Raw genomic sequence first — 11,481 nt, 5'->3', positions numbered from 1 at the left:
CTTCACTGATCCGTGCCGCCTGCGAGCGGCCCGAGCGCCGCCTGGATGCCGAATTCGCCGGGCAGCGCCCCATGCGGGAACAGCACGTTGACATGGCCGAGCTTGCGCCCCGGCCGCGCGGCGGTCTTGCCGTAGTGATGCGGGATCAGCCCCGCCGTCGCCACGATCCGCGGCCAGAGGGCGATGTCCTCCGGCCCGACCAGGTTCTTCATCACCGCGTCGGAATGGCGGATCGCCGGCGGCAGCGGCAGGCCGGCGACGGCGCGGATATGCAGCTCGAACTGGCTGGCCGGGCAGGCATCGATCGTCCAGTGCCCGGAATTATGCGGCCGCGGCGCGATCTCGTTGGCCAGCACCCTGCCGTCGCGGTCGATGAAGAACTCCACCGCGAGCAGCCCGACCAGGCCGATCCGCTCGGCCACGAGGCGCGCCATCTCCCGCGCCGTCTCCCGCACCGCCGGGTCGAACGGGGCCGGGGCCAGGGTGAGGTCGAGGATATGGTCGCGATGCCGGTTCTCGACCATGTCGAAGGCGCTGACCGTCCCATCCGCCCCGCGCGCGACGACGACCGACCCCTCCGCGGCGAAATCGACGAAGCCTTCGAGGATCAGCGGCTTCGGATGCAGCAGGCCGAAGGCCATCTCCGCCTCCGCCTCGGTGCGGATCAGCGCCTGGCCCTTGCCGTCATAGCCGAGGCGGGTGGTCTTCAGCACGGCGGGCAGGCCGATCGCGGCGATGGCGGCGGTCAGCTCCGCCATGCTGCTCACCGGCGCCCAGGGCGCGGTGCCGATGCCGGCCTCGTTGAGGAAGCTCTTCTCCGCGATCCGGTCCTGGCTGATCCGCAGGATTTCCGGCCCCGGCCGGACCGGGCGGCGGTCGGCCAGCAGGTCGAGCCCCTCGGCGGAGACGTTCTCGAACTCGAAGGTGATGACGTCCACCGCATCGGCGAAGCGCAGCAGGGCGGCGTTGTCGTCGTAATCCGCCCGGGTCGTCGCGGCCGCGACCTGCGAGGCCGGGGCGTCGGGTTCCGGAGAAAAGATATGGCAGCGATAGCCGAGCCGGGCTGCCGCCATGGCGGACATGCGGCCGAGCTGGCCGCCGCCGACGATGCCGATCGTGGCGTTGGGGGGAAGCGGAAAACCGGTCATTCTGTGGGCAGGTCCTCGGGCAGGTCGGGCACGTTGTCGGTCTGGGCGCGGCGCCAGGCGTCGAGCCTGGCCTCGATGGCCTTGTCCGTCACCGCGAGCATGGCGGCGGCGAAGAGGGCGGCGTTGATCGCCCCGGCCTTGCCGATCGCGAAGGTGGCGACCGGCACGCCGCCGGGCATCTGCACGATGGAATGCAGGCTGTCCACCCCTTTCAGCGCCGCGCTCTCCACCGGCACGCCGAGCACCGGCACCGGGGTGAGGGCGGCGACCATGCCGGGCAGGTGCGCGGCCCCGCCGGCCCCGGCGATGATCGCGGCGAGACCCCGGCCGCGCGCGGCATGGGCATACTCGACCATGCGCAGCGGCGTGCGGTGGGCGGAGACGACGCGCGCCTCGAAGGGAATGCCGAGTGCTTCCAGCGTGTCGGCGGCGTGGCGCATGGTTGGCCAGTCCGACCGGCTGCCCATGATGATCCCGATGCGCGGCGTCACGCGATGCTGTCCGGGATCAGGCGGCTTTCGAGGCGGAGGATCTGGTCGCGCAGCAGCAGCTTGCGCTTCTTGAGCCGCTGGATCTGCAGCTGGTCGATCGTCGGCTGGTCGCCCAGCCGGGCGATCACGGAATCGAGGTCCCGGTGCTCGCTGCGCAGGCCATGCAGCTGGCGGAGCAGATTATCCTTGTCGGTCAGCATGGTTGGCTTCTAGCACAGGCGCGGGAGGCTGGCCTATCCCGGATTTGCCGCAACCGCCCCGCGCCGGGGCGAATTTCGGCGGGATGACTTTTGTAAAAGTCTGATGACAACCGCCGCGTGCAGGACTAGATTCGCTTCAGGCGCCCGCTCCGGGCACCGGAAGGCGGGCGCCGCAACGATCCACACTCGGAAAGGAGTCGAGGATGAGCCTGCAAGCGAGACTTGAATCCCTCAAGCAGCGTCACGCCGGCCTGGAAATGCGGATCACGGAGGAGGACCGGCGGCCGCGACCGGATGAGGACAATCTCGCCCGACTCAAACTGGAGAAACTTCGTCTCAAGGAAGAGATGGAGCGAATTCAGGCGCGCTGAGGCGCGCGGAAGTCCGGAAACCGGCGGCAGGACGCCGCCGCGCCGATGAAGATCATCTGAACATCATCGCCCGGGCCGGGATCTCCGGTCCGGGTTCGTCGTCCCGGGATCAGGCCGCCTCGTCGCCGCTCTCGGGCACGGGCGGGGGCGGCACCGGCTCGCCGTCGCGCTCGGCGCGGGCATTGGCGGCGGAGACCACGTCGTTCAGGTCGGACTGCTTGCAGAGGCCGAGGATCACCGGGTCGCGCGGCTTGATGTTGGCGCTGTTCCAGTGCGAGCGGTCGCGCACCTTCTGGATCGTGTCCTTGGTGGTGCCGAGCAGCTTGACGATCTGCGCGTCCTGCACCTGCGGGTAGTTGCGCAGCATGAAGGCGATGGCGTCCGGCCGGTCGATCCGCTTGGCGACGGGGGTGTAGCGCGCGCCCTTGGTGCGGCGGCCGCCGGGGATGGCGGCGTCGAGCATCTTGAGGCGGGCCTTGGGGTCGGCCTCGCAGCGGCGGATTTCCTCGGCGGTGGTCTGCTTGTTGGCGATCGGGTCGTAGCCGACGATGCCCTGCGCCACCTCGCCATCGGCGATCGCCTGCACCTCGAGCGGATGCATGCCGCAGAAATCGGCGATCTGCTCGAAGCTCAAGGCGGTCTTTTCGATCAGCCACACGGCGGTGGCCTTCGGCATCAGGGGCAGCGTCATCATCATACCTCAGAGAGAGAGCGGCGGTCGGCCGGACGGGCGCGGCGGACACGCCGTCTTAATATTGCCGTGCATATGGTGCAGAGATATTGCCCGGGTCAAGCCACGGGCGGAGAAATGCCGCATTGCGCCCCGGTGCCGGCCGGAAACGGGACTTGCGTTTGCGGGCGCGAGAGTAAAGATGACAGACATGATCGATCCGTTCGGCCGCGCCATCACCTATCTCCGCATCTCGGTCACCGACCGGTGCGATTTCCGCTGCGTCTACTGCATGGCGGAGGACATGACCTTCCTGCCGAAGGCGGACCTGCTCTCGCTCGAGGAGCTGGAGCGGCTGGCGGGCGCCTTCGTCGATCTCGGCGTGCGCAAGCTGCGGCTGACCGGCGGCGAGCCGCTGGTCCGGCGCGGGGTGATGGCGCTGATCAACCGGCTGGGCCAGCGGATCGGCCAGGGGCTCGACGAGCTGACCCTGACCACCAATGGCAGCCAGCTCGGCCGCTTCGCCGACGAGCTGGTCGCGGCCGGGGTGAAGCGGGTGAACGTCTCGATCGACACGCTGGACGAGGAGAAATTCCGCACGATCACCCGCTGGGGCCGGCTGCCGCAGGTGATCGACGGCGTGATGGCGGCGAAGGCGGCGGGGCTGCGGGTGAAGGTCAACGCCGTGGCGCTGAAGGGCGTGAACGAGGACGAGTTCGACGCCATGCTGGACTGGTGCGGCCGGCACGGCTTCGATTTCTGCCTGATCGAGACGATGCCGCTCGGCGAGGTGGACCAGGACCGGACCGATCAATACCTGCCGCTCTCCACCGTGCGCCAGCGCCTCGCCGCGCGCTGGACGCTGACGCCGACCGATTACGTGACCGGCGGGCCGGCGCGGTATTTCGACGTCGCCGAGACCGGCACGAGGCTCGGCTTCATCACCCCGCTCACGCATAATTTCTGCGAGGGCTGCAACCGGGTGCGGCTGACCTGCACCGGCACGCTCTACATGTGCCTCGGCCAGGACGACGCGGCGGACCTGCGCGCCGTGCTGCGCGGCTCGGACGATGACGCGGTGCTGCGCCAGGCGATCCTCGATGCGATCGCGCGCAAGCCGAAAGGGCATGATTTCGTGATCGACCGCGCCGGGCGGGCGCCGGCGGTGGCCCGGCACATGAGCGTGACCGGCGGATAGGCCGGGGGCCTTCGCCGGGCGCGGTGGGACGATTTCATCCTGTTCTTGAGTCACGAGAAATAAATTTGACAATCGATATGATCGTGGATAGAGATCTTCAGAAATACAACTCGGTCAAAATAATAAAAATTCCTTAAGAACTGCATGTTTTCAGTCTGGTCATAAGAATTGGTGGCCTTCGTTCGGCCTGTATTTGGGCAGGTCTAAGCTGAATCGCCTGGGCATCGGGGAATGGGGCTCACATCTTTCTATCTGTTCTTCGATGGCATGATACTGGTGGGCGGCACCCTGCTGCTGGCCACGGGAATGCTGTCCGGCTGCGCCACGCTGAAATGGTGGAGCCTGAGCTATTTCACCGTGGCGGCCGGGATCGCGACGGTGGTTTTCGGGCACGCGGCCTGGCCCTGGCTCGGCTACGGGTTGGGGCCGGGGCTGAATCTCGCCGGGTTCGGCGTCATGTGGGCGGGGGCGCGGCGGCTGAGGGGACGGCGCGCGGCGCCCTGGCAGGTGCTGCTGCCCGGCGTCGTCTGGTTGGCGGTCAGCGCGGTGCTGCCCTTCGGCGACGCGCCGTGGCTGCGGATGGTGACGCAGACGCTGTTCATCGAGGCGATTTTCGGACTGATCCTGGCCGAGATCCTGCGGGCGCCGGTCCGCGCGCTGGCGCGGCTTCCGCTGGCGGGGGCGACGTTCGGGCATGCGGTCTTCGTTCTCGTGCGCGCGGTCGCCCTGCTGTTCTACGGCAGCCCGGCGGTGTACCGCTTCTGGCTCTACGGCACGGCGATCGAGGGCATGCTGTTCATGTTCTGCGACGCGCTGCTGATCAGCCATCTGGTCCGCTCGTGGCGCGAACACGACCTGCACGACGTCGCGCGCACCGATTTCCTGACCGGCGTGCTGAACCGCCGCGGCTTTACCGCACGCGCGGAGCGCTGCCTGCGGGAGGCGCCTTGCATGCTGCTGGTGCTGGATATCGACGGGTTCAAGGGAATCAACGACACGCTCGGCCATGGCGAGGGCGACCGACTGCTGCGCGAGCTTGGCCGGATCTGCGTGGAGAGCGTGCGGGAAGGCGACGTGGTCGGGCGGCTGGGGGGCGACGAATTCGCGATCCTGATCGTCGGCGGCTCGGCGGAGGTCGCGGCGGCGATCGCGCAGCGGATCCGCCTTGCCTTCGCGCAGACGCGGGTCGCGCGCGGGCTGGCCGCCGCGGTCAGCATCGGGATCAGCGGTGCCGGGGCCGGCGGCGCCACGCTCGACGACCTGCTGGTGCAGGCGGATATGCGGCTCTACCGGGCGAAGGACGAGCGGCCGGCATTGGGACCGGCCATGCTCCGGGCCGGCTGAACGCTCCATTCTCATTTTGAAAACGTAACGATATTGGCGTGCCGGGGCGCGGTGCGCTCAGGCGCGAAAAACGGCGGCGCGGGGCGGGCGGACGCGCGGGCGGCGTGGCGGCCGCGGGCGCGGAACCGGCGCGGCGGCTTGCGGGCCGGCCTGTGGCTGAAGTGCTGGCGGGCGGGGCGCGGGCGGAATGGACGCCGGGAGGGGCAGTCGCAGCGACGGCGGCGGGCGGAGGCCGAGCAGGTGGCAGAGCGGGCGCAGCGCGCGGCCGGTGGCGGGGCGGGCTTCGAGCAGCGCCGCCATGTTCGGTTCGGCGAGGAGATGGGCGAGTTGCGCCGTGACGCCGGCGAGTTCGGGCAGGGCGCGGCGCAGCCAGAACCGGCCGCGCGGCAGGGGGCGCGGTGTCGCGGGGCGTTTGGTGTCGGGCGCCGGGCGGCGCGGAGCGAAATTGCGGCAGCGCGGCGGCGCCGGGGGGCGGATCAAAAGTGTGGCGAAGCGGGCGGCGAGGCGGCGCAGCCGGGTCCAGACCAGCACGATCAGCGCGCCGGTCAGGCCGCGCGCCAGGCCCTTCGCCGCCAGCACCTCGCACAGCGCGGCGACGATCGCCTCGAGGCGGGCGGCCAGGGCAGCGGCGTCGGGATACAGGGCAGCGGCGTCGGGGTGTGGTGCTGCGGCGTCCATGCCAGCAGAGCACCACGAAGGGCGGGGGGTGGGCAAGGCAGTGCGGCGCTCGATTGTTTGACTTGACAGACGGAAAGCCGCGCCGATAGGCTCATTTTTATAAGTTAACGAACACCCGAAACGGGAATCTGCTCATGGGGGAGCGACTGCGGGGCCGGGAACCGGCGCCAGACACGTCCGGCATCGGTCCGGCATCGCCAGCTCCGAGCCTGGCGCGGCGGGGGATCGACATCCTGCTCCTGCCCTGGGTGAGCGTGCTGATCGCGCTGGTCGCGATTTCGGCGCTGCTGAGTTTGGCGACCCCGTATTTCTTCACCGAAGACAACATCATCGGCACCGTCGCGGTCTATTTCTCGTGGATCTGCATCGCCGGGTTCGGCGAGGCGCTGGTGATGATCGGCGGCGGGCTCGACCTTTCGGTGGGCTCGACCATGGGGCTGGCCGGCATGATCTCGGCCATGGTGCTGGCGGCGGGCGGCAACCTTGCGCTGGCGCTGCTGGCGGGGCTCGCGACCGGGGCGGCGGTGGGGCTGGCCAACGGGCTGGTGATCACCCGCATCGGGCTCAACCCGTTCATCACCACGCTTGGCTCGCTCAGCGTGGTGCGGGGGCTGGCCTTCGGGATCGGCCAGGGGATGGCGGTGACGGCGCCGAGCGATGCGGCGGGCAACGCCTTCTCGGCGCTCGGCACCGGCACGGCGCTCGGCATTCCGGTGCCGGTGCTGGTGATGCTCGGCTTCGGCGTGATCGTCCATGTCGTGCTGACCGGCACGCCGTTCGGCCGGCATGTCTACGGGCTTGGCGGCAACGAGCAGGCCTCGCGCCTGCTGGGGCTGAACGTCGACCGGCTGAAGATCCGGCTCTACGTGATTTCCGGCGTGCTCGCCGCGATCGGCGGGATGCTGCTGACCGCGAAATCGGGCACGGCGCTGCCGGATGCCGCCACCGGCTACGAACTCAAGGTGATCGCCGCGGTGATCATCGGCGGCACCAGCCTCGCCGGCGGGCGGGGCACGATTCCGGGCGTGCTGATCGGTGCGGCGCTGCTCGGCGTGATCAATGACGGCATCGTCCTGCTCGGGCTGGCCGGCTACTGGCAGCAGCTGATCACCGGGCTCGTGATCGTCGCCGCCGCGGCGATCGACATCCTGCGCAGGAGGCTCGAACGCGTGCGCATCGCCTGAAACCGAACAAAGACAGGAGGATAACGCCATGACCAGAAACACGCTCATCCGCGCCGGGCGGCGCGACATTCTCAAACTCGCCGGCGCGGGGGCGGCGGCGGGGCTCGCGATGCCCGCGATCGCCCGCGCGAACAAGCGCTACACGATCGCGGTGGTGCCGAAATCGCTCGACAATCCGGTGTTCTACACGGCGCATTACGGGGCGATGCAGCGGGCGAAGGAGCTTGGCGATGTCGACCTGATCTGGACCGCCTCGGCCTCGTCGGATGCGAGCCAGGAAGCGGAGATCGTGCAGAACCTGATCACGCGGCATGTCGATGGCATGGCGATCGACGCCAACGCGCCGCAGCCGCTGATCGCCCCGGTCAACGAGGCGGTGGAGAAGGGCATCGTCACCATCACCTGGGATTCGGACGTGCCGGGCAGCAAGCGGCAGGTCTATTACGGGGTGGACAATACCAAGATGGGCGTCTCGATGGGCGAGCAGGCGCTGAAATTCATGGGCACCAAGGGCAAGGTGATCCTGATTTCCGGCGGGCCGGGGGCGACCAACCTGAACGCGCGGCTGGCCGGCGTGAAGCAGGTGATGGGCAAGCACAAGGGGATCGAGTTCCTCGGCCCGTATTTCGACAATGACGACCTGACCAAGGCGCAGGAGCTGATCGACAACGTGCTGACCGCGCATCCCGACGCGGGCGCGATCGTCGATGTCGCGGCGGTGGCGTTCTTCGGCAAGCTCTCGGCGATGCCCAAGCTGATCGCCAACCGCGGCAAGGTGAAGATCATCGGCTCGGACGTGCTGGCGCCGGAGATTCCGCTGGTCGAGAAGGGCTATGTGCAGGCGCTGGTCGGCCAGGATTACTGGGGCTGGGGGTATCAGACCGTCACCATCATCCACAACATGCTGACCAACAAGAAGTGCCATTATCCGACGCTGGTGCCGCAGGCGATGCCGGTGGTGACGAAGGCGAACGCGGCGCACTGGGTGAAGCTGTGGGACGAGGCGAAGACGCCGGCCGGGGCGGCGAAGGCGTTCCGGGAGGCGCCGATCGGCTGCATGGGCTGAGGCGATGGCCGAGCCGATCCTGAGCCTGCACGGCATCGCCAAGCATTACGGCCCGGTGCGGGCGCTCGACGCGGTGGATTTCGAGGTCGCGGCCGGCGAGATCGTCTCGCTGGTCGGCGACAACGGGGCCGGCAAGTCGACCATGGTGAAGATCATGTCGGGCGCGGTGCGGCCGAGTGCCGGGGAGATCCGCTTCGCCGGGCGGGCGGTGAGCTTCGCCTCGCCGCACGACGCGCGGGAGGCGGGGATCGAGACCGTGTATCAGGACCTGGCGGTGGTGCCGGAACTCGACGCCGAGGCGAACCTGTTCCTCGGCCGGGAATGGACCGGCAGCGGGCCGATCTCGCGCTTCTTCCTCGACAAGCGGCGGATGCGGCGGGCGGCGGAGGAGCATATCGCCTCGCTGAAGGTGAACCTGAAATCGACGCGCCAGCCGGTCGGCCTGCTGTCGGGCGGGCAGCGGCAGAGTGTGGCGGTGGCGCGCGCGATCCTGTGGGGGCGGAAGGTCGTCATCCTCGACGAGCCGACCGCGGCCCTCGGGGTGCGGGAGTCGCGCGGGGTGCTCGACCTCGTGCTGGAACTGCGGGCGCGGGGCTTCGGCGTGGTGATGGTCAGCCATTCGATGCCGCATATCTTCGAGGTGTCCGACCGGATCTTCGTGCTGCGGCACGGGCGGCGGGCCGGGTTCGTCGAGCGGGCGGCGGTGACGATGAACGACGTGGTGGGGATGATCACCGGCGTCGCCGTCTCGGAGAGCATGACGGTGCGGGAGGCGGGGCACTCGTAGAGGCGGTCGCCGCGGCGGCGCTCAGGAGAGGAACGGGAACGGGCCCGGATAGGAATCGACGAAGACCATCTGCGAGGTGAAGGACGCGCCGTCCCAGCGGTGCATCACGAAGGCGGGCGGTTCGAGGACGAGGGCGGAGGGGCCGTCCGGCTTCAGGTCGAACTGCACCTGGTGGGCGACCGAGGGGGCGATGACCACCGGCGCGCCGGCGAGGCGGCCGTGGATCATGCGGTGGACATGGCCGCACCAGAGCCCGGCGACGCGGGCGGCGTGCGGGGCGATCGCGGCTTCGAGGGCGGCGGCGTTCTCGAGGCCGATCGCGTCCATGTGGGCGATGCCAGTGGCGATGGGCGGGTGGTGCAGCAGGATGGCGGCGGGGCGGGGATCGGCGGCGAGCCGGTCGCGCAGGAAGCGGAGCTGGCCGTCGCCGAGCCGGCCGTGGCTCTCGCCGCCGATCGTGCTGTCGAGCGGCAGGAGGCGGACCGGCAGGTGCTCCGCCGGGCGGTTGATGCCGGCCTCGTCATCGGCGGCGAGGCGGTCGCCGAGGATGGCGCGCATCGCCGCGCGGTCGTCGTGATTGCCGGGGATGAGGATGACGGGTACCCGGACATGACGCTCGATCAGCCCGGCGAGGAGGCGGTAGGCCTCGGCCTCGCCGCGGTCGGCGAGGTCGCCGGTGATCGCCAGCGCGTCCGGCGCCGGGGCGAGGGCGGCGAAGGCGGCGAAGGCGCGCGCCGCCAGCATGTTGGTCTCGACGATGCGGTTGGCGGTCAGCCCCGGCGCGCGCAGGTGCAGGTCGGAGAACTGGGCGACCAGCAGCGGCGGCGCGCCGGGGCCGCCGCTCATTGCGCGGCCGCGGGGGCGAGGGCCTCGGCCTCGTCGTTCAGGTCTTCGAGCGAGCGGCCGGCGGTCTCGGGGATCAGCGCGTAGGTGAGGATGGCGCCGAGGACCGAGAGGCCGGCGAGCACGCCGATCGCCGCCACCTCGCCGAGCTTGGCGAAGACCAGCGGGAAGACGAAGGCGCTGAGCGAGGCGCCGAGGCGGCCGCCGACCACGGTGAAGCTCTGCGCCATGGTGCGGATGCGGGTCGGGCTCAGCTCGACGCCGAGCATCGCCGCGCCGCTGACCATGCTGGGGCCCATGATCATCACGTTGAACAGGCCGTAGACGACGAGGCCGAGCACCGGGTTCTGGCCGATATCCTTGTGGATCAGCGCGAAGATGACGAGGAGAAGGGCGGCGCCGGCATAGCCGCCGATCTGCACCGCCTTGCGGCCGAAGCGGTCGAGCAGGGCGAAGGCGCCGATCAGCACCGCCGGCATGATGAAGGCGAAGGTCATCAGCAGGGAGAACATCGTCGGGCTCAGGCCGAGGCCGTGGGCGATCAGCGAGGGGCCGAACAGGACGGTCGAGTAGATCACGATGTCGAAGATGAACCAGAGCAGGGCGGCGGCGAAGATCTGCCCGGCATGGCGGCGGAGCACCGCCATCACCTCGCGGCGGTCGGCCTCGGGGGCGGCGTGGCCGGTGCCGGTGATGCCGCGGATGACGGTTTCGGCGGCATCCTGGTCGCCGGCGACGCGGGCGAGGTAGCGCGCGGTCTCCGGCATCCGGCGGCGCAGCCAGAGCACCGAGAGCGCGGGCAGCGCGCCGGCGGAGAGGACGATGCGCCAGACCATGTCCGGCGCCACGCCGAGCGCGTGCAGGACGAGGGCGAGCAGGCCGGCGAGGGCGGCGCCGAGCCACCAGGTGAGGCAGAAGCCGACGCCGAGGGCGCGGCCGCGGTCGCGCCGGTTGGCGTGCTCGGCCATGATGGTGGGGGAGAGCACGTAGTCGGCGCCGACGCCGATGCCGAGGATGAAGCGGATCGCGATCAGCCAGGCGAGGTTGGGGGCGAAGGCCTGGGCGACCGCCGCGATCGCCATCAGCGCGACGTCGAGCCCGTAGAAGGTCTTGCGGCCGCGCTGGCCGAGAAAGCCGAAGATCAGCGCGCCGAGGGCGGCGCCGACCAGGGCGGAGCCGGCGAGCAGGCCGGATTCGAGGCTGTCGATCTTCGTCAGGCCGAAGGAGGCGAGCACGGTCGGCAGGACGATGCCGATCGAGGACAGGTCGTAGCCGTCGGCGAGCACGCCCATGCCGGTGGTGAACACGGCGCGCCAGTGGAAGGTGCCGAAGGACTGGTCGTCGAGGATGGCGAGGGAGGAACGCTGCATGGATTCGGCCTTTTTGCACAGGGATGCGGCGGGATTCGCCCGGCGGGCGGGTGGCTGGCCGCCTGCTTAGGGCAGAAGCGGCGCGGGGTGGGTGACGCTACGGTGAAGGTTTCGGGACAGTCCGGTGACGC

General features: G+C 69.9%; 13 protein-coding genes. 6 read left to right on the top strand and 7 right to left on the bottom strand.

What is annotated here, in order from left to right; translation table 11 throughout:
- Window positions 1-2: 2 nt before the first annotated feature.
- Genes ACMV_RS08245 through ACMV_RS08235 form a run of 3 tightly spaced genes read right to left on the bottom strand, consistent with a single transcriptional unit; the run spans window position 3 to window position 1,839 of the window.
- Window positions 3-1,148: a 5-(carboxyamino)imidazole ribonucleotide synthase gene (locus ACMV_RS08245; RefSeq protein WP_007422933.1), complete on the bottom strand. Its 1,146-nt coding sequence runs from the start codon at window positions 1,146-1,148 to the stop codon at window positions 3-5.
- Window positions 1,145-1,615, bottom strand: a complete 471-nt coding sequence (purE, locus tag ACMV_RS08240) for a 5-(carboxyamino)imidazole ribonucleotide mutase (RefSeq protein ID WP_172637348.1) — start codon at window positions 1,613-1,615, stop codon at window positions 1,145-1,147. Before purE ends, ACMV_RS08245 begins: the two co-directional genes overlap by 4 nt.
- A 20-nt stretch (window positions 1,616-1,635) precedes the next feature.
- Window positions 1,636-1,839, bottom strand: a complete 204-nt coding sequence (locus ACMV_RS08235) for a YdcH family protein (protein ID WP_007422935.1) — start codon at window positions 1,837-1,839, stop codon at window positions 1,636-1,638.
- 203 nt (window positions 1,840-2,042) lie between these two features.
- Between ACMV_RS08235 and ACMV_RS19770 the strand changes: the two genes are divergently transcribed.
- Window positions 2,043-2,210 carry a YdcH family protein gene (locus ACMV_RS19770; RefSeq protein ID WP_007422936.1) on the top strand — a complete coding sequence of 56 codons (168 nt, stop codon included), beginning with the start codon at window positions 2,043-2,045 and terminating at the stop codon, window positions 2,208-2,210.
- A 109-nt stretch (window positions 2,211-2,319) separates the two neighbouring features.
- Here ACMV_RS19770 and ACMV_RS08230 read toward each other — a convergent pair whose 3' ends face one another.
- Complete coding sequence (locus tag ACMV_RS08230; protein ID WP_035188529.1) at window positions 2,320-2,904, bottom strand: DUF1013 domain-containing protein; 585 nt, start codon at window positions 2,902-2,904, stop codon at window positions 2,320-2,322.
- 187 nt (window positions 2,905-3,091) lie between these two features.
- On the opposite strand from ACMV_RS08230, the gene moaA reads away from it, so the two are divergent.
- Complete coding sequence (moaA, locus tag ACMV_RS08225; RefSeq protein ID WP_007422938.1) at window positions 3,092-4,078, top strand: GTP 3',8-cyclase MoaA; 987 nt, start codon at window positions 3,092-3,094, stop codon at window positions 4,076-4,078.
- A 231-nt stretch (window positions 4,079-4,309) separates the two neighbouring features.
- Window positions 4,310-5,422 carry a GGDEF domain-containing protein gene (locus tag ACMV_RS08220; RefSeq protein ID WP_013640109.1) on the top strand — a complete coding sequence of 371 codons (1,113 nt, stop codon included), beginning with the start codon at window positions 4,310-4,312 and terminating at the stop codon, window positions 5,420-5,422.
- Window positions 5,423-5,479: 57 nt separating this feature from the next.
- On the opposite strand, the gene ACMV_RS08215 is transcribed toward ACMV_RS08220, so the two are convergent.
- Window positions 5,480-6,100, bottom strand: a complete 621-nt coding sequence (locus tag ACMV_RS08215) for a hypothetical protein (protein ID WP_013640108.1) — start codon at window positions 6,098-6,100, stop codon at window positions 5,480-5,482.
- A gap of 134 nt (window positions 6,101-6,234) precedes the next feature.
- Between ACMV_RS08215 and ACMV_RS08210 the strand changes: the two genes are divergently transcribed.
- Genes ACMV_RS08210 through ACMV_RS08200 form a run of 3 tightly spaced genes read left to right on the top strand, consistent with a single transcriptional unit; the run spans window position 6,235 to window position 9,137 of the window.
- Entirely contained in the window at window positions 6,235-7,284 is a 1,050-nt protein-coding gene (locus ACMV_RS08210; RefSeq protein WP_007421775.1) for an ABC transporter permease, read from the top strand.
- 28 nt (window positions 7,285-7,312) lie between these two features.
- Window positions 7,313-8,350, top strand: coding sequence for a sugar-binding protein (locus tag ACMV_RS08205; protein WP_007421776.1), 1,038 nt, complete (start codon window positions 7,313-7,315; stop codon window positions 8,348-8,350).
- Window positions 8,351-8,354: 4 nt separating this feature from the next.
- Window positions 8,355-9,137: an ATP-binding cassette domain-containing protein gene (locus tag ACMV_RS08200; protein WP_007421777.1), complete on the top strand. Its 783-nt coding sequence runs from the start codon at window positions 8,355-8,357 to the stop codon at window positions 9,135-9,137.
- Between the two features lie 21 nt (window positions 9,138-9,158).
- Here ACMV_RS08200 and ACMV_RS08195 read toward each other — a convergent pair whose 3' ends face one another.
- Window positions 9,159-9,983: a metallophosphoesterase gene (locus tag ACMV_RS08195; protein ID WP_013640107.1), complete on the bottom strand. Its 825-nt coding sequence runs from the start codon at window positions 9,981-9,983 to the stop codon at window positions 9,159-9,161.
- Entirely contained in the window at window positions 9,980-11,350 is a 1,371-nt protein-coding gene (locus ACMV_RS08190; RefSeq protein WP_007421778.1) for an MFS transporter, read from the bottom strand. Before ACMV_RS08190 ends, ACMV_RS08195 begins: the two co-directional genes overlap by 4 nt.
- Window positions 11,351-11,481: the final 131 nt, after the last annotated feature.

It is taken from the genome of Acidiphilium multivorum AIU301 (assembly GCF_000202835.1).
Classification (GTDB): Bacteria; Pseudomonadota; Alphaproteobacteria; order Acetobacterales; family Acetobacteraceae; genus Acidiphilium; species Acidiphilium multivorum.
The sequence above is the reverse complement of the archived record's forward strand: the minus strand, read 5'-3'. Positions and strand labels throughout refer to the sequence as shown.

Excerpts from the sequence above, each read along its gene's own strand:
- ACMV_RS08245 (WP_007422933.1), bottom strand. The coding sequence starts at position 1,148 with ATGACCGGTTTTCCGCTTCCCCCCAACGCCACGATCGGCATCGTCGGC.
- purE (WP_172637348.1), bottom strand. The coding sequence starts at position 1,615 with ATGGGCAGCCGGTCGGACTGGCCAACCATGCGCCACGCCGCCGACACG.
- ACMV_RS08235 (WP_007422935.1), bottom strand. The coding sequence starts at position 1,839 with ATGCTGACCGACAAGGATAATCTGCTCCGCCAGCTGCATGGCCTGCGC.
- ACMV_RS19770 (WP_007422936.1), top strand. The coding sequence starts at position 2,043 with ATGAGCCTGCAAGCGAGACTTGAATCCCTCAAGCAGCGTCACGCCGGC.
- ACMV_RS08230 (WP_035188529.1), bottom strand. The coding sequence starts at position 2,904 with ATGATGACGCTGCCCCTGATGCCGAAGGCCACCGCCGTGTGGCTGATC.
- moaA (WP_007422938.1), top strand. The coding sequence starts at position 3,092 with ATGATCGATCCGTTCGGCCGCGCCATCACCTATCTCCGCATCTCGGTC.
- ACMV_RS08220 (WP_013640109.1), top strand. The coding sequence starts at position 4,310 with ATGGGGCTCACATCTTTCTATCTGTTCTTCGATGGCATGATACTGGTG.
- ACMV_RS08215 (WP_013640108.1), bottom strand. The coding sequence starts at position 6,100 with ATGGACGCCGCAGCACCACACCCCGACGCCGCTGCCCTGTATCCCGAC.
- ACMV_RS08210 (WP_007421775.1), top strand. The coding sequence starts at position 6,235 with ATGGGGGAGCGACTGCGGGGCCGGGAACCGGCGCCAGACACGTCCGGC.
- ACMV_RS08205 (WP_007421776.1), top strand. The coding sequence starts at position 7,313 with ATGACCAGAAACACGCTCATCCGCGCCGGGCGGCGCGACATTCTCAAA.
- ACMV_RS08200 (WP_007421777.1), top strand. The coding sequence starts at position 8,355 with ATGGCCGAGCCGATCCTGAGCCTGCACGGCATCGCCAAGCATTACGGC.
- ACMV_RS08195 (WP_013640107.1), bottom strand. The coding sequence starts at position 9,983 with ATGAGCGGCGGCCCCGGCGCGCCGCCGCTGCTGGTCGCCCAGTTCTCC.
- ACMV_RS08190 (WP_007421778.1), bottom strand. The coding sequence starts at position 11,350 with ATGCAGCGTTCCTCCCTCGCCATCCTCGACGACCAGTCCTTCGGCACC.